Raw genomic sequence first — 16,442 nt, 5'->3', positions numbered from 1 at the left:
GTAGACGGCGGTGGCAAGCACGGCAGCGCGCCCCTCATGGGCTGGTGTAAACTTCAAACATGACTATTTTACTGTATGCGCTGACCGCCATCCTCTACGCCGGGTTGGCGGTTTGTTCGTGGCAAGGATACCGGCGCGACGCCGCGCTCGCACTCGCGGGCGGTCAAGTCGCGCCTGCGCCTGTCACGGGCACGCCCTCACGCTGGCCGATGCAGCTTTCGCTGTTCGCCGCGCTCGTGCTGCACGGGGTGTTGCTGCATCAGACGATCTTCCGCGCCGACAGCATGCACTTCGGTTTCGCGTACATGCTCTCGGCCATGTTGTGGCTCTCGGTCGGCATCTACTGGATCGAGAGTTTCTTTTTCCCGCTCGAGAGCCTGCGACTGATGGTCACACCCGTGGCGGCCGTCGCGTGTCTGTTGCCGATGATCTTTCCGGACGTGCGCATTCTGGGCTTTGCCGCCAATCCGGTGTTCAAGGCGCACTTCATCATCGCCAACATGGCTTACGGTCTGTTCGCGCTGGCGGCGCTGCACGCATTGCTGATGATCTATGCCGAACGGCAACTGCATCCGTCGCGCAGCAATGAGGCGACGGGCTGGCTCTCGCGCTGGCTTGAGACGCTGCCGCCGCTGCTCACGATGGAGAAGCTGCTGTTCCGTCTGATCGGCGCGGGGTTCGTGCTGCTCACGCTGACGCTGATCTCCGGCGTGATGTTCTCCGAGGCGCTCTTCGGGCGCGCGGTGCGCATCGATCATAAGACCGTGTTCGCGGTGGTGTCGTGGCTGATGTTCGGCGCGGTGCTGCTGGGGCGGCATTTTTACGGGTGGCGCGGCAAGGTCGCGCTGCGTTGGGTTCTGGCGTCGTTCGTGGCGCTGTTGCTGGCGTATGTCGGTTCTCGCTTCGTGCTTGAGGTGGTGCTGCATCGCATGACGGAGACTTGAAGCGCGATGCGCAATATCCTGCTGTTACTGTTGCTCCTTATTGCCGGAACGTGGTGGATGCGCCACAACGAGCGTAAGCGCAATTCCGAAGGCCCCCAACGAAATGAGCGCATGCGCACGCCGCAGGGCAATGGTGGCCAGACCACGACTCAGCAATCGCTGCCGCCCGCCGAGCGCATGGTGCGTTGCAGCGAGTGCGATACCTATCTTCCCGAAAGCGAATCGCTGTCGGGCGCTGGCGGCAAACACTTTTGCAGCACCGCGCATCGCGACGCCTACCTCGCGCGCGAACACCGCGTCTGAGTCCTGCTGCGCGGCCCGTCCGCGCAGCGATTGCGCATCTGCGCGCATCTCTGCTCATCGCGCCCATGCCCCTGTTTTCCTGTGAACGCCGTGCGTTGCCGCTCGCGACGTGCGTCGGCTTGCGCATGCCTGTCGCATGCACTAAAACACAGTAACCGACCCCATTCGTCGAGTTGCGTTGAAGCGGTCTTACAGGCGGACGGGGCGACGACAGGAGGGCGCAATATGCTAATGCGCAGACGGATGTATTTCCTTCTTCCCGATCTGGCCAGTGCCCAGCGCACGATGAGCGATCTGTTGCTCGCCCGAGTCGAGGAGCGTCACATCCACTTTATGGCACGTGACGAAATGGACCTGGAGGGACTGCACGAGGCTAACCTGCTACAGACTTCCGATATCGTGCACGGCGCCGAAGCCGGGCTCGTGATCGGTGGCTTCTGTGGTCTGGCAGTCGGTGCAGTCGCGGCGTTTTTCCCCATCGTGGGCACACGTCCCCAATGGGAGTTGATGATCGCGACGGCACCGCTCGGCGCGCTGTTCGGCGCATGGGTGTCGAGCATGATCGGTGTCTCGGTGCCCAACTCGCGACTCAAGGCGTTTCGTGAACCGCTGGAGCGCGGCATGATTCTGCTGATGGTGGATGTGCGCGAGAGCCGCGTCGAGGAGATTCGCGAGATGCTCAAGGAGCATCACCCCGAAGCCCATATGGAGGGCATCGAGGCCGCGATTCCGGCGTTCCCCTGAAATCGAACGGAGGGAGACCAAGGACAGTGACGGTATCGAGAGTGCAAACGCGTTTTACCGGCCGGCAACGGCCATTAGCGTCGCACCTGTGAGCGGCGCGGGAGGGTGTCCGTGTTGTATGACACGAGAGCGGCGCCATCCCCGGGCGTGGACACGCCCACGGAAGCCTCTCGGCCAGGTCAGGCGAGGGGCTTCTTCTTTGGGAATTTCCTTTTTATTTTTCGACTTGTTTCGGACGAAGTCCCACATGACACTGGGACTTCGCTTGCCTCGCGGCGGACTCTCCGGCCGGGCCGGTCACCGGCGACGTCACGCCAAGTGGGCTACAATGCCACCCCTCGCTCTACGGGAGTTCGTTGTGCCCGTCATGCTCCAGTCATCTGCGTCCCCTAACGTTTCGCTCCGGTCGTTTGCCCCGCTGCTATCTACCTCGTCTTCATCGATGAGTCGATTCGGACGGTGCATGGATGTCGACGCCGCCACGCGTTCGAGGGCAGACGCATGAACGCGCCGGACAAACTGCCAGCGCTCACACTCGACGCGCAAGGATGGGTGCGGGAGGCAGAGCGCCTGCCGTCGCCGAACTTCGACGTGCGTCCACAAGGCATGCCCATCGGCTTGCTCGTGGTCCACAACATCTCGCTGCCGCCGGGGCAATTCGGCGGCGACGAGATTCCGGCGTTCTTCCAGAATCGGCTCGATCACGACGCGCATCCGTTCTTCGACGAGATTCGCGGCGTGCACGTGTCGTCGCATTTTCTGGTGCGTCGCGATGGTGCGTTGCAACAGTTCGTTTCATGCGATGCGCGGGCGTGGCATGCGGGGGCGTCGTCGTTCGAGGGACGCACGCGCTGCAACGATTTCTCGATCGGCGTCGAATTGGAAGGGACGGACGACGTGCCTTTCACGGCGGCGCAGTACGCGACATTGGCGGCGCTTACGCGTGTTTTGCGTGAGCATTATCCGATTCAAGCCGTGGCCGGACATGCCGATATAGCACCTGGTCGGAAGACGGACCCGGGGCCACACTTCGAGTGGCAACGGCTGCGGCGGATGGCCGCGCTGGAAGCGCAGGCGTTGCCGTTTCAGAAGGCAGATTAACCCTCACCGGGCGGCAGGTTTTGCTTGACACGAAGACCCGACGGGCCTTCCCGGGAATGAAATTTTTGAGTTTGCGGAGTGCGTCATCTCCACTATACTTAGTGCCAATCCGGCCCCCAACCACTACATATAGTGGTCAGTGACCGGGAAGCAAGATCCATCAATACCGTGCTTGTCCTGCGGCGTTTTGTGGGGCGGCACAGCAGCAAAGCCGTGCAGCGGACACCTCGAACCCTTGGCCGTCCGTCGGTCGTGCGGTGTTCAGCACTTCGCTCCATCGGCGCCCCCAGGGCGCATTTTTGCCGACTTCAGTACTCAGTATTGCTGGTGGAAGTGCGCTAACAGCACCATCTCATTGGAACGGGAGTTTTTACATGCAGACTAACGAAAACCTCACCCGCCCGAACCCGACGCCCGCCGCGAACGCTGGCAGTGGCACGGGTGCGTCGGCGCCCCAGACGACGGGCGCATTCGAACCGGCGACCAACGCCGACTTCAAAGTGATCCGACGCAACGGCACGGTGGTGGGTTTCGAGCCGTCGAAGATCGCAATCGCAGTGACCAAGGCGTTCCTGGCAGTGAACGGCGGTCAGGGTGCGGCTTCGGCGCGCGTACGCGAGCTCGTGGAGCAGTTGACGGAGAACGTCGTGCGCGCATTGGTGCGCAGCCGCCCGAACGGCGGTACGTTCCACATCGAAGACATTCAGGATCAGGTCGAACTCGCGCTGATGCGTGAAGGCGAGCACAACGTCGCTCGCGCCTATGTGCTGTACCGTGAGAAGCGTTCGCAAGAGCGCGCTCACGCCGGTGAGGCCGCGCAAGAGTCCGCAACGCCCGACACCCCGGTGCTGCATGTCACCGACAACGGTGTGTCGCGCCCGCTCGACATGGCGGCACTGCGTGGCGTGGTGAGCGCAGCCTGCGAAAATCTCGGCAGCGAAGTCACCGCCGAGCCGATTCTGGCCGAGACCATCAAGAACCTGTACGACGGCGTGCCGCTGTCGCAGGTCTACGATTCGGCGATCCTTGCCTCGCGTACCCTCATCGAGAAGGAACCGGCGTACAGCCAGGTCACCGCTCGTATCCTGATGCACACGATCCGCCGCGAAATCCTCGGCGAAGAAGTGCCGCAGGGCGAGATGGCTGCGCGTTACATCGAATACTTCCCGCGCTTTATCAAGCAAGGCGTTGAAGCCGAACTGCTCGACGAGCAACTGCTCTCGTTCGATCTGGGCAAGCTGGCCGCCGCGCTCGACGCCAACCGCGACCTGCAATTCAACTACCTCGGCCTGCAAACGCTGTACGACCGCTACTTCCTGCATATCGATAGCCATCGCATCGAAATGCCGCAAGCGTTCTACATGCGCGTGGCCATGGGTCTGGCACTGAACGAAGTCGAGCGCGAAGCACGTGCGATCGAGTTCTATCAGATCCTGTCGAGCTTCGACTTCATGAGCTCCACGCCGACGCTGTTCAACTCGGGCACGCGTCGCTCGCAGCTCTCGTCGTGCTACCTGACGACCGTCTCGGACGATCTGGAAGGCATTTACGAAGCGCTCAAGGAAAACGCACTCCTGTCGAAGTTCGCCGGCGGTCTGGGCAACGACTGGACGCAGGTTCGCGCTCTCGGCTCGCACATCAAGGGCACGAACGGCAAGAGCCAGGGCGTTGTGCCGTTCCTCAAGGTGGTCAACGACACGGCCGTGGCCGTGAACCAGGGCGGCAAGCGCAAGGGCGCGGTCTGCGCTTACCTGGAAACGTGGCACCTGGACATCGAAGAATTCCTGGAACTGCGCAAGAACACGGGTGACGATCGTCGCCGTACGCACGACATGAACACGGCGAACTGGATTCCCGATCTGTTCATGAAGCGCGTGATGGAAGGTGCGGAGTGGACGCTGTTCTCGCCGTCGACCTGCCCGGATCTGCACGACAAATACGGCCGCGCCTTCGAACAGGCTTACACGGCTTACGAAGAGAAGGCCGCACGCGGCGAGATCAAGCTGTTCAAGAAGGTGCCGGCACAAGCGCTGTGGCGCAAGATGCTGGGCATGCTGTTCGAAACCGGCCATCCGTGGATCACGTTCAAGGATCCGTGCAACATTCGCTCGCCGCAGCAACACGTGGGCGTGGTGCACTCGTCGAACCTGTGCACGGAAATCACGCTCAACACGAGCGAGACGGAAATCGCCGTGTGTAACCTCGGCTCGGTGAACCTCGTGGCTCACCTGAAGCAGACGGCCAACGGTTACGAGCTGGATCACGAGAAGCTGCAACGCACCATTCGCGTGGCGATGCGCATGCTCGACAACGTCATCGACATCAACTACTACGCGGTGGCGAAGGCGCGCAACTCGAACCTGCATCACCGTCCGGTGGGCATGGGCATCATGGGCTTCCAGGACTGCCTGCACCTGCTGCGCACGCCGTACGCATCGAACGCCGCCGTCGAGTTCGCCGACCGTTCGATGGAAGCGGTTTGCTACTACGCTTACTGGGCATCGACCGAGCTGGCCAAGGAACGGGGTCAGTACTCGTCGTACAAGGGCTCGCTGTGGGATCGTGGCATTCTGCCGCAGGACTCGCTCAAGCTCCTGATGGAAGAGCGCGGCGGTTATGTCGACGTCGATCTGTCGAGCACGCTCGAGTGGGACAGCCTGCGCAAGCACATTGCCGCGCACGGTATGCGCAACTCGAACTGCGTGGCTATCGCTCCGACGGCCACCATCTCGAACATCATCGGCGTGTCGGCCTGTATCGAACCGACGTTCCAGAACCTGTACGTGAAGTCGAACCTGTCGGGCGAATTCACGGTGGTCAACGAGTACCTGGTGCGTGACCTGAAGGCCCGCGGTCTGTGGGACGAAGTGATGGTCGCCGACCTGAAGTACTTCGACGGTTCGCTTGCCCGTATCGACCGCGTGCCGGCCGACCTGCGCGAGATCTACGCCACGGCGTTCGAAGTCGAGCCGAAGTGGCTGGTCGAAGCGGCGTCACGTCGTCAGAAGTGGATCGATCAGGCGCAGTCGCTCAACATCTATATGGCTGGCGCGTCGGGCAAGAAGCTCGATGAGACGTACAAGCTGGCGTGGACGCGTGCGCTCAAGACCACGTACTACCTGCGTACGATGGCCGCAACGCACGTCGAGAAGTCGACGGTCAGCCACGGTGCGCTGAACGCGGTGCCGAGCTCGGGTGGTGTGTCGGGTGGCTTCTCGGCCGAGCCGACCTCGCCGCTGGCGCAGCCGATGCCGGAAGCCGAAGGCGCCGTCTGCACGATGCGTCCGGGCGACCCGGGCTTCGAAGAGTGCGAGGCTTGCCAGTAAGTTGTTTGTGATGCGGTGCCGCATGTCACATGCGGCACGCGTCCTCGGGAAAACCCCGTCGATCCGAAAGGGCGACGGGGTTTTTCTTTGGCTGCGGCCAACGTCCGTTTTCGGATCAGGCCAGATCGATTCGCATCGACAGATCGAGCGTCTGACCGTGAGCGAGTACTGCGTGGTCGGTGTCGAACTCGCCCACGCGATGCGTCGATGGCTCCAGACAGAGATAGGGGCGACCCGCAGGCGAGTGCAGGACGAGCCAGGTGGCATCGTCGCTGCGTACGGTGGCGCTGCGCAGCCCGCCCGCATAGTCGATGCGGGCGTCGAAGCGTCCCGACTCAGTGGGGACTTCGGCAAACCACGTCGAACGTCCGCCCGTATCGAGGCCACCACCGACCGACACCACTTCCATCGGCCCGACGTGCACGCGTTGCTCGCTCGGCCAGCGGATATCTTCAGACGGCGAACGCCAGAGCGCCTCGGACTCGAACGTCACGCGCGCGCCTGCGGGCCAGCGGAAGTACGGGTGCAGGCCGAGCCCCGCAGGCATCTCCTGCGCCGAGAGGTTGGTGAGCGAGAGCTGCATGTCGACGCCTTGGTCGTCGAGCGTCACCGAAAGGTAGGCCTGATAGTGCCAGGGCCATTCGGGTTGCGCGGGGCTGTCGAGTTGCAGCACGCAGCAATGCGGACTTTCGTCGACGACCTCCCACGCGCGTCGCAGTCCCCAGCCATGCAACGAACTCGAGGTGGCGGGCGCCTCGTGAACGGCGATGGTGCTGCCGCGCCAGTGCAGCGTGTCGTCGCGCAACATATTGGTATACGGCAGCATTGGGAATGCACCGGCCTTGGGCCATTCGTCGGAGGAAAATGGCTCGTTGCCGAGCGGTACGAGGTAGTCGAACAGGTCGCCGCGGGTGTCGCGACGCGCCAGACGGGACAGGCGCGCGCCGCAACCCGGCTGCACTTCGGCGATGAGCGCACCCCTGGCAAGGCGGATCGGTTTGCCGGGGGTGAGGGTGAGCGGTGTCGGACCCGGTTGATCAGCCGGGGCGCCCGGGGTGGCCGGGGCCTTTGCGCCGTCGGCGCGTGAAGATGTCATCGTCAGTATCTCCTTCGTTGGCGCCGGGGAGGTGGAGGCAGTGGCGCGCGCCGAAATCTTGTGTTCCGGTCCGCGACGCTTTGGCGCTTGCCGCACAGGATACGCCAATGCAGCCGCGCGTCATTTTGATGCACTGCAAACGCTGTCGTGCGACGTCGTTTCGTGGCAAGATGCCGGTCCCGCAAGGCCGCACGTCGCGTGACGGCGGTATGCTCGCAAACACTAGGTATTGTGGTGGCGGCATAACTCGACACAATATATGGTGTCGATGGGCTGGAATGCATCACGGTATTGTGCTAAATTGGAGTCATTCGATCGACGTCGGGAGATCATGATGTTGCAAGACAAAGATTGCAGCCTCGGGACCGGAGTCATCGTCGACGTTGTCATTCAAATTTGCGCGAAAGCGAATCTGCTTTACCCCCAATACCAAGCATTGCCACTCGCGGATTTTTCGTCGTCGTCCTCTGATTGACGGCAGCAATATCGCAATTTTTTCGTCGGCCTTCGTGCGCGAACGGCTGATCTGTCACTTCGGCGATACGCGTGCCAAACGTGTTTCGCATCAACCTGAACGGACCGAGACCCTATGCTGAACTGGGAAGAAGAGACCTCCACCGCCAAACCGGCACCTGCCGCAGCACCGGCTGCGCCTGCATCGAACATTCTGGGCACGCAAGACGACACGCCGCACACGATCGCCTCGCAGTCGACGCGCCGGGTGAGCGCCTCGGACAAGCGCGTGATCAACGGCACGACGGACGTGAACCAACTGGTCCCGTTCAAGTACAAGTGGGCCTGGGAAAAGTACCTGGCCGGTTGCGCGAACCACTGGATGCCGCAGGAAATCAACATGTCGCGCGACATCGCCTTGTGGAAGGATCCGAACGGTCTGACCGAAGACGAGCGCCGCATCATCAAGCGCAACCTCGGCTTCTTCGTGACGGCCGACTCGCTTGCCGCGAACAACATCGTGCTGGGCACCTATCGCCACATCACGGCGCCGGAGTGCCGTCAGTTCCTGCTGCGTCAGGCGTTTGAAGAAGCGATCCACACGCACGCCTATCAGTACATCGTCGAAAGCCTGGGTCTGGACGAAGCCGAGATCTTCAACGCGTATCACGAAGTGGCGTCGATTCGCGACAAGGATGAATTCCTGCTGCCGTTCATTGAGGTGGTGGCCGATCCGTCGTTCAAGACGGGTACGCAGGAAGCTGACCAGAAGCTGCTGCGTTCGCTGATCGTGTTCGCCTGCATCATGGAAGGCCTGTTCTTCTACGTGGGCTTCACGCAGATTCTGGCGCTGGGCCGTCAGAACAAGATGACCGGTGCTGCAGAGCAGTATCAGTACATCCTGCGCGACGAGTCGATGCACTGCAACTTCGGCATCGACCTGATCAACCAGGTGAAGCTGGAAAACCCGAATCTGTGGACGCCGGAATTCCGCGAAGAGATTCGCGAGCTGTTCAAGAAGGCGGTCGAGCTCGAGTATCGCTACGCAGAAGACACGATGCCGCGCGGCGTGCTCGGTCTGAACGCGGGCATGTTCAAGAGCTACCTGCGCTTCATCGCGAATCGTCGTTGCGCACAGATCGGTCTCGAAGCGCTCTACCCGAACGAAGAGAATCCGTTCCCGTGGATGAGCGAAATGATCGACCTGAAGAAGGAGCGCAACTTCTTCGAAACGCGAGTGATCGAGTACCAGACCGGTGGCGCACTGAGCTGGGACTAAGCATTGAGTGAAAAATGGATGCGTCGCGCAAAGCGAGCATCCATGCGGGTTTCGAGAGGGTGATGTGTGCGTGCCTGGCACGCGTGACTGATGCAAGAGAAGACGAAGAAGAGACTTCGGTCACACACATCATCCTCACTCGCACGTTGAAGTTCTCGCTTCAAAGTTTGCTTCGGAGATCGCTTCAGAGATCGCAACGAAGCGCATGTCGAAGACACAGCAGAGCACGTCGAAGACATCGAACACACGCATCGCACGCATCGACATGCGAGTGTGATGTGCATCAAATACAACAGATTGACTTCTTCGTTACGATTGATGTGCGCTTTTTTACGCACAAAGTATTAACATCGCATCACAAAAGAATTATTATTCGCTCAAATAAATTGCAGTCTCGATGAACACACGAAAGCACTCACTGCTTTCCTCCCGCGACAGAGAGCTGGTAGTTACGGAGCGTAAAAACCTTGGTGCATAGCAAGCTGTATCGCTTATCCGCTATCGCAATCTCCTCCATCCCGATGACGGGACAGGCAAGCTACCCCCCGAAGAATCTGGCGATCCCCCTTTCTCAAGACAATCGAATTGCTGGCGGCAATGTCGCCGGCAATTTTTTTGCGCGCGTGACCACATACGGTCAGCGTCATGCGCGCAGCGCCGAATTCATTAGCGTAAGCGGTCGTAGTCCGATGCGTACGCCGATGAATAGCCCGCTCGCCGGCGGTTCCCGCACGGTGGTCGGGTTTCCTTCTCAGGTAGTTTCGTTTGAGTGATCTCTCACGTTAAGGAGTATTGTCATGGCTACGATTAAGAAGGCTGTTGCCAAGAAGCCGGCGGCTAAGAAAGCTGTCGCCAAGAAGCCCGTTGCAAAGAAGGCTGTCGCCGCCAAGAAGCCGGTAGCGAAGAAGGCTGTCGCTGCCAAGAAGCCGGTAGCGAAGAAGGCTGTTGCCGCTAAGAAGCCGGCAGCAAAGAAGGTTGCCGCTAAGAAGCCGGTCGCCAAGAAGGCAGCAGTGAAGAAGGTTGCTGCTAAGAAGCCGGTTGCCAAGAAGGCAGCGGTGAAGAAGGTTGCCGCCAAGAAGCCGGTCGCCAAGAAAGCAGCAGTGAAGAAGGTTGCCGCCAAGAAGCCGGCCGCCAAGAAAGCAGCAGTGAAGAAGGTTGCTGCCAAGAAGCCGGCCGCGAAGAAGGCAGTTGCTGCCAAGAAGCCGGCTGCGAAGAAGGCTGCTGCCAAGAAGCCTGCTGCAAAGAAGGCTGCTGCTAAGCCTGCTGCGAAGAAGGCCGCTGCGAAGCCTGCCGCGAAGAAGCCTGCTGCGAAGAAGCCGGCCGTCAAGAAGGTTGCCGCTAAGCCTGCTGCCGCTGCTGCTCCGGCCGCAGCACCTGCAGCTGCACCGAAGACGGCGCTGAACCCGGCAGCGGCATGGCCGTTCCCGACCGGCAGCCGTCCGTAATCCGAGTGCCGATGCAGGAACCAAGGCACTTAGGTGTCTTTTGATCGGGTAGGCCTACCCGATCCGAAACCCGCTGTGATGAGCGATCGTCACAGCGGGTTTTTTCATGACGAAATAAAAATGGGCGACTCGAAGTCGCCCATTTTTTCGTCGTGACGTGAAGCCTTAGTGCGTTACACGCGTCACGCCGCCGCTCGAGAGCAGGCGCACGCGCTGACCCGGCTGGAATGCCTCGTCGGCATCCTGAGTAATCGCGCGCAACTCACCGTTGTCCAGACGCACGGTGATCTCGAGACCGGCCTTCTTGCTCATGCGGCTTTCGATGGCCTGACCTGCCACAGCCCCCAGCAGACCGCCGACGATGCCCGTCGCAATCGAACCGCGACCGCCACCGATGGCGCTGCCGCCGATGGCGCCGAGCGCGCCGCCACCGGCAATGCCCAGAATGCCCGGGTCGCCGTTGCTGCTATCGATCGTGACCGGTCGCACCGATTCGACCGTGCCCATTCGCACGACCTGTTCGCGTTGCGCCTGACGGCTGTTGTAGACGCTTGCCGAGTTGCTCGGGCCGAACGCTGTGCAGGCGGACAGTGTGAGCGACGCCGCAGCGGCGAGGATGATTAGCGGTGTGGTGAGTCGTGCCATCGTTGTGCCTTTCGTGAAATCATTCGAAGCGGTGGCCGAACGCTTCTTCATATTGCGCTTCGATTTCCGAGCGCGTCGGTGCATACGTCTGCGGACCCTGCTCGGCAATCTTGAGCGAACCCATCAGGCTGGCCAGGCGGCCAGTCGTCGGCCAGTCGAGGCCCTTTTCGATGCCATACAGCAAACCGCCACGGAACGCGTCGCCGCATCCGGTGGGGTCGACGACACGCTTGGCGGGCACGGCAGGAATGTCGTGTTGCTTGCCGCCGGCGAAGATCTGGGCCCCATGTTCTCCGCGCGTGACGACAAGTGCCTCGACACGCGACTGGAGATCTTCCATCGACCATCCGGTCTTCGTGCAGAGGAGCTTGGCTTCGTAGTCGTTGACCGCGAGATACGTGGCAAGTTCCACCATGCGACGCAGTGCCTCAGGCGACAGAATCGGCAGGCCCTGACCCGGATCGAACATGAACGGCACGCCCGCAGCGGCGAATCCTTCGGCGTGCGTGAGCATGGCGTCCGAGGCATCCGGCGCGACGATGCCGAGCGTGGCACCCTTCGCGTCGGCCACACGGTTACGCGACGAGAACATCATCGCACCCGGGTGGAAGGCGGTGATCTGGTTGTTGTCCAGATCGGTGGTGATCATCGCGTTGGCCGTCATGCTGTCCGTGACCGTGCGCACGAACTCCGTCGTCATACCGAGCGACTGGAAGCGCTCAAGGTACGCGGCGCCATCTTCACCAACCGTCGCCATGACGACCGGCGAGCCACCTAGCAGATGCAGGCTGTAGCCGATGTTGCCGGCACAGCCGCCGAAGTTGCGGCGCATCGTCGGCACGAGGAAGCTGACGTTCAGGATGTGCACCTGATCAGGCAGGATGTGCTCGCCGAAGCGGCCTTCGAACGTCATGATGTTGTCGTAGGCCAGCGAGCCGCAGATCACGGTAGTCACGGGAAAGTCCTTGCGAAAAGTAAGCGGGGGAGCGCCAGCGGAGGAGTGCACGCGGCGAGGGGCGTCATGAAGTAACGATACCCCGGCGGCCGTATGGCCGCGTCGGGGTACCGTCACGAAGTTGAATTACGACAGTGCGGCGAGCGCAGCGTCGTAATTCGGTTCGTTCTTGATTTCCGGCACCAGTTCCGCGTGCACGACACGGTTGTCGGCGTCGAGCACGACCACAGCGCGTGCCGACACACCGGCGAGCGGGCCGGTCGTGATGGCAACACCGTAGTCCTTGAGGAACTCGCGACCGCGCATGGTCGAGAGCGTGACGACGTTGTTCAGACCTTCGGTGGCGCAGAAGCGGCTCATCGCAAACGGCAGGTCAGCCGAGATCACGAGCACGACAGTGTTCTCGAGCTTGCCGGCGGCTTCATTGAACTTGCGGGTCGACGTGGCGCAGGTCGGCGTGTCGAGGCTCGGCACGATGTTGAGGACTTTGCGCTTGCCAGCGAAGTCGTCGAGCGTGACGTCTGCCAGTTTTGCGTTGACCAGCTTCAGAGCCGGTGCGGTCTGACCCTTTTGCGGGAATTGGCCGTCGACTTCGATGGGGTTGCCCCCGAGCGTGACTTGGGACATCTATATCTCCTAGGTTGAGTGCAACAGCGCTATCAGGGATAGAACGCGAGCACCCGGTAATTACTGGCTAGCGCTGCCTGCGCCGACAATCGTAACCGAATCGTGCGTTCGCTGCGTGGTGCCAGACCGGCATCGCGCATGGTTGCCCCGGTTACGTAGTCGTTCGCTGAAAAAACGCGACGCACGACCGGCTTTCCGTCGATATCCGACAGCGTCAGTTCGAGCGATGGCCAGGCCAGTGCGTGGTCGGCTTCGTTGCGCACGAAGACGGTGAGCGTCATCGGTACGCTGTCGGTTGGGGCATCGGCAGATGTGGCGGAAGCGTCGCTGGCGGTGACCGGGCTTGCGGCGGCTGCCGACGCTACGCCGCTGTCTTTGTCGCTGTCGCCGTTGCTACCGACGGCGTCGGTCACCAACGTCACGCTCGAAATCTGGATCATGTCCGGCTGGCGCGGCAGCCCGACCGCCACATGCATCGGACGACCGATTGCGGCGAACAAGCCGTGCAACGCCGGTACCCGGTCGACGAGCGCCGCGCGCTCGATCCAGGCCCATTGGCAAAGCAATGCGATGACGGCCAACGTCATGAGCACGCGCCAGATCACGCGCGCCGCGCCGGGGCGCCTGTCCGCGACGGTGGAAGGGGTGTGCGCCTGCGCGCGCGAGGAAGGCGAGGCCGTCGGCGCGGTAAGCACGGTGGGATCGTCGTCGTCCATATAGCGGCCCGGGCCGTGCTGCATCTGCGCGCGGCTTTCGTCGGGCGAGCCGAGCAGGGCGGCAATGGCCGTGGGCGTCAGCATCTCCGGCACAGGCTTTTCGCCGGTGACTGGGGACAAGGAGGACGAAGCGGTCGATGCGGTCGGTGAAGATGACGACGTACCTTCGTGCGTGGATGGGCGTGTGGCCGTTGGGGCCGCCGACGCGGCGTCCGGCGTCGCGCTGGGCGATGAGGATACGGGCGGGGTGTCGTCCGCTGGCGGATCGCAGAGATACGCGCGTCCGTCGAATACCTCGCGGCAATGGCCGCAGCGCACGAGGCCGTCGCGCAGCTTAAGCTGATCCGCGACGACGCGAAAAACGGTGTGGCAGTGAGGGCAGCGGGTAGCGAGAACGCGCGCGGACTGGGTCATGAGGCTCGGGGGACTCGTTGGACTCGTCGCATCGGGCGCATCGGATGCGGCAGCGCGGCGGGCGCGGGCTTAGCTGGCCGCCTGCCCGTGCAGGCAGACCCAGCCGTCGTGAGCGCGCCAGACCGACATCTTCATATAAGGCGCGTAGGCCGCGATCACCTCGTCGGCCTGTCGTTCCAGCACGCCGGACAGCGCGAGCCGTCCACCCGGGGCCACGCGCGACGTCAACATCGACGCGAGCAGCTTGAGCGGATTCGACAGAATATTGGCGACCACGATGTTGAACTGACCGTCACGCAGATCGTCGGGCAAACCGTATTCGACCGGCGCGTGATTGCGTTCGCTGTTGTAGCGGGCGGATTCGACGGCTTGCGGATCGATGTCGATACCGATGACCGGATCGGCGCCGCACTTGCGCGCGAGAATCGCCAGGATGCCCGAGCCGCAGCCATAGTCGAGCAACGACTGCCCCGTCTGCACGTGCTGTTCGAGCCACTCCATGCAAAGGCGCGTCGTCGGATGGCTACCGGTGCCGAAGGCCAGACCCGGGTCGAGTTCGAGGATGAGGGCGTCGGTGTCCGGTGCGTCGTGCCACGACGGCACGACCCAGATCCGCTGGCCGATCTGCATCGGCTCGAACTGCGATTGCGTGAGACGCACCCAGTCCTGTTCCTCCACGTCACGCAATGTGAAAGCAGGCGACTCGGCGAGTCCCAGTTCGTTGACCGCCGCCGCGAGCAGCACGGCGGCGTCCTGATCTTCCCCCACCAGCGCGACCACGCGCGAGCGTTGCCACGCAGTGTCCGGCGGGGTCAGACCCGGCTCGCCGAACATCGGTTGCTCGTCGGGCGTGTCGGCATCCGCGTCTTCCACGGAGACCGACAGCACGCCGAGATCGAGCAGGGCGTCTGACAGGGCCTCGGCCTGAGCGCGGGCAACTTCTACGACGAGTTCGCGATACATAGCGAGTGATTCCTACGAATTAACGACTTAATTGCCGCCGACGGCAGACTTCTGCGCCAGCTTGTGTTCCAGATAGTGAATGCTCGTGCCGCCTTCGACAAACTTGGCGTCGAGCATCAGTTCCCGGTGCAACGGGATGTTCGTCTGGATACCTTCGACCACGATTTCCGACAGGGCCACACGCATGCGGCGAATCGCCTGCTCGCGCGTTGCGCCGTAAGCGATCAGCTTGCCGATCATCGAGTCGTAGTTAGGCGGCACGAAGTAGCCGTTGTATGCGTGCGTGTCGACGCGGATGCCGGGGCCGCCCGGCATATGCCAGGCGGTGATGCGACCCGGCGACGGCGTGAACTTGAACGGATCTTCGGCGTTGATACGGCACTCGATGGCGTGGCCACGGAACTCGATATCGCGCTGACGGTAGGCGAGCTTTTCGCCCGCCGCGATGCGAATCTGTTCCTGCACGATGTCGACGCCCGTGATCATTTCCGTGACCGGGTGCTCGACCTGCACGCGCGTGTTCATTTCGATGAAGTAGAACTCGCCGTTCTCGTACAGGAACTCGAACGTACCGGCACCGACGTAGCCCATCTTCTTGCATGCGTCGGCGCAACGATCGCCGATACGCTCGATCAGACGACGCGGAATCAGCGGTGCCGTGGCTTCTTCGATCACCTTCTGGTGACGACGCTGCATGGAGCAGTCGCGCTCGCCCAGCCAGATCGCTTGCTTATGCTTGTCGGCGAGCACCTGGATTTCGATATGGCGCGGGTTCTCGAGGAACTTCTCCATATAGACTTCCGGGTTGCCGAAGGCGCGACCGGCTTCTTCGCGCGTCATGTTGACCGCGTTCACGAGCGCCGCTTCCGTGTGCACCACGCGCATGCCGCGACCACCGCCGCCACCTGCTGCCTTGATGATGACCGGATAACCGACCTGACGTGCAATGCGCACGATTTCCTTCGGATCGTCGGGCAACGCGCCTTCAGAGCCCGGCACGCACGGCACGCCGGTCTTGATCATCGTCTGCTTGGCCGACACCTTGTCGCCCATCAGGCGAATGGTTTCGGGGCGCGGCCCGATGAACGTGAAGCCCGATTGCTCGACGCGCTCGGCGAAGTCGGCATTCTCGGAGAGGAAGCCGTAACCCGGGTGAATTGCCTGAGCGTCGGTCACTTCCGCCGCGCTGATCAGCGCAGGCATGTTCAGATAGCTCAGCGGCGAGGGGGCCGGACCGATACAGACCGCTTCGTCGGCGAGCTTGACGTACTTCGCTTCCTTGTCGGCTTCGGAATAGACCACGACGGTCTTGATGCCCATCTCGCGGCACGCGCGCTGGACGCGCAGAGCGATTTCGCCGCGGTTGGCGATGAGAATTTTTTCAAACATTATGTGCAGTCCTGCCCGTAAGGGGAGAGGAGCGGGGCCGGA

Annotated in this window: 15 protein-coding genes; 8 read left to right on the top strand and 7 right to left on the bottom strand. The window is 62.1% G+C overall.

The window, feature by feature from the left end; translation table 11 throughout:
* Window positions 1–59: 59 nt before the first annotated feature.
* From NA29_RS22295 to NA29_RS22275, 5 genes are all read left to right on the top strand, one after another.
* Window positions 60–944 (top strand): cytochrome C assembly family protein, encoded by an 885-nt coding sequence (locus NA29_RS22295; RefSeq protein WP_039393291.1) that lies wholly within the window; start codon window positions 60–62, stop codon window positions 942–944.
* 6 nt (window positions 945–950) lie between these two features.
* Window positions 951–1,247, top strand: coding sequence for a PP0621 family protein (locus NA29_RS22290; protein WP_039393289.1), 297 nt, complete (start codon window positions 951–953; stop codon window positions 1,245–1,247).
* Window positions 1,248–1,478: 231 nt separating this feature from the next.
* Window positions 1,479–1,991 (top strand): DUF1269 domain-containing protein, encoded by a 513-nt coding sequence (locus NA29_RS22285; protein ID WP_039393286.1) that lies wholly within the window; start codon window positions 1,479–1,481, stop codon window positions 1,989–1,991.
* 501 nt (window positions 1,992–2,492) lie between these two features.
* Window positions 2,493–3,092 carry a 1,6-anhydro-N-acetylmuramyl-L-alanine amidase AmpD gene (gene ampD, locus NA29_RS22280; protein WP_039393283.1) on the top strand — a complete coding sequence of 200 codons (600 nt, stop codon included), beginning with the start codon at window positions 2,493–2,495 and terminating at the stop codon, window positions 3,090–3,092.
* A gap of 374 nt (window positions 3,093–3,466) precedes the next feature.
* On the top strand, window positions 3,467–6,418 hold the full coding sequence (locus NA29_RS22275) for a ribonucleoside-diphosphate reductase subunit alpha (RefSeq protein WP_039393280.1): 2,952 nt from the start codon (window positions 3,467–3,469) through the stop codon (window positions 6,416–6,418).
* 115 nt (window positions 6,419–6,533) lie between these two features.
* Here NA29_RS22275 and NA29_RS22270 read toward each other — a convergent pair whose 3' ends face one another.
* Entirely contained in the window at window positions 6,534–7,514 is a 981-nt protein-coding gene (locus tag NA29_RS22270) for an aldose epimerase family protein (RefSeq protein ID WP_039393277.1), read from the bottom strand.
* 589 nt (window positions 7,515–8,103) lie between these two features.
* Here NA29_RS22270 and NA29_RS22265 point away from each other — a divergent pair.
* From NA29_RS22265 to NA29_RS22260, 3 genes are all read left to right on the top strand, one after another.
* On the top strand, window positions 8,104–9,246 hold the full coding sequence (locus tag NA29_RS22265) for a ribonucleotide-diphosphate reductase subunit beta (protein ID WP_039393274.1): 1,143 nt from the start codon (window positions 8,104–8,106) through the stop codon (window positions 9,244–9,246).
* Window positions 9,247–9,713: 467 nt separating this feature from the next.
* Window positions 9,714–10,019 carry a hypothetical protein gene (locus NA29_RS25895; protein WP_150737384.1) on the top strand — a complete coding sequence of 102 codons (306 nt, stop codon included), beginning with the start codon at window positions 9,714–9,716 and terminating at the stop codon, window positions 10,017–10,019.
* 24 nt (window positions 10,020–10,043) lie between these two features.
* A complete protein-coding gene (locus NA29_RS22260; RefSeq protein WP_039393272.1) occupies window positions 10,044–10,691 on the top strand; it encodes a histone H1-like DNA-binding protein in 648 nt (215 codons plus the stop codon).
* Window positions 10,692–10,856: 165 nt separating this feature from the next.
* Here NA29_RS22260 and NA29_RS22255 read toward each other — a convergent pair whose 3' ends face one another.
* The 6 genes from NA29_RS22255 to accC all read right to left on the bottom strand — a co-directional run bounded on the left by NA29_RS22255 (window position 10,857) and on the right by accC (window position 16,400).
* Window positions 10,857–11,336 (bottom strand): outer membrane lipoprotein, encoded by a 480-nt coding sequence (locus NA29_RS22255; protein WP_039401436.1) that lies wholly within the window; start codon window positions 11,334–11,336, stop codon window positions 10,857–10,859.
* A 19-nt stretch (window positions 11,337–11,355) separates the two neighbouring features.
* Complete coding sequence (locus NA29_RS22250) at window positions 11,356–12,291, bottom strand: carbohydrate kinase family protein (RefSeq protein WP_039393270.1); 936 nt, start codon at window positions 12,289–12,291, stop codon at window positions 11,356–11,358.
* A gap of 126 nt (window positions 12,292–12,417) precedes the next feature.
* Window positions 12,418–12,918 carry a thiol peroxidase gene (gene tpx / locus NA29_RS22245; RefSeq protein ID WP_039393268.1) on the bottom strand — a complete coding sequence of 167 codons (501 nt, stop codon included), beginning with the start codon at window positions 12,916–12,918 and terminating at the stop codon, window positions 12,418–12,420.
* A gap of 32 nt (window positions 12,919–12,950) precedes the next feature.
* The gene (locus tag NA29_RS22240; protein ID WP_072633359.1) at window positions 12,951–14,048 is read right to left on the bottom strand and encodes a DUF3426 domain-containing protein; all 1,098 of its coding nucleotides are present in this window, start codon (window positions 14,046–14,048) and stop codon (window positions 12,951–12,953) included.
* Between the two features lie 69 nt (window positions 14,049–14,117).
* Window positions 14,118–15,011, bottom strand: a complete 894-nt coding sequence (prmA, locus tag NA29_RS22235; protein ID WP_039393261.1) for a 50S ribosomal protein L11 methyltransferase — start codon at window positions 15,009–15,011, stop codon at window positions 14,118–14,120.
* 27 nt (window positions 15,012–15,038) lie between these two features.
* Window positions 15,039–16,400: an acetyl-CoA carboxylase biotin carboxylase subunit gene (gene accC / locus NA29_RS22230; protein WP_039393259.1), complete on the bottom strand. Its 1,362-nt coding sequence runs from the start codon at window positions 16,398–16,400 to the stop codon at window positions 15,039–15,041.
* Window positions 16,401–16,442: the final 42 nt, after the last annotated feature.

Origin of the sequence: Pandoraea sputorum (assembly GCF_000814845.2) — a bacterium.
GTDB classification, from domain to species: domain Bacteria; phylum Pseudomonadota; class Gammaproteobacteria; order Burkholderiales; family Burkholderiaceae; genus Pandoraea; species Pandoraea sputorum.
This window is presented reverse-complemented; position numbering and strand designations above follow the sequence as displayed.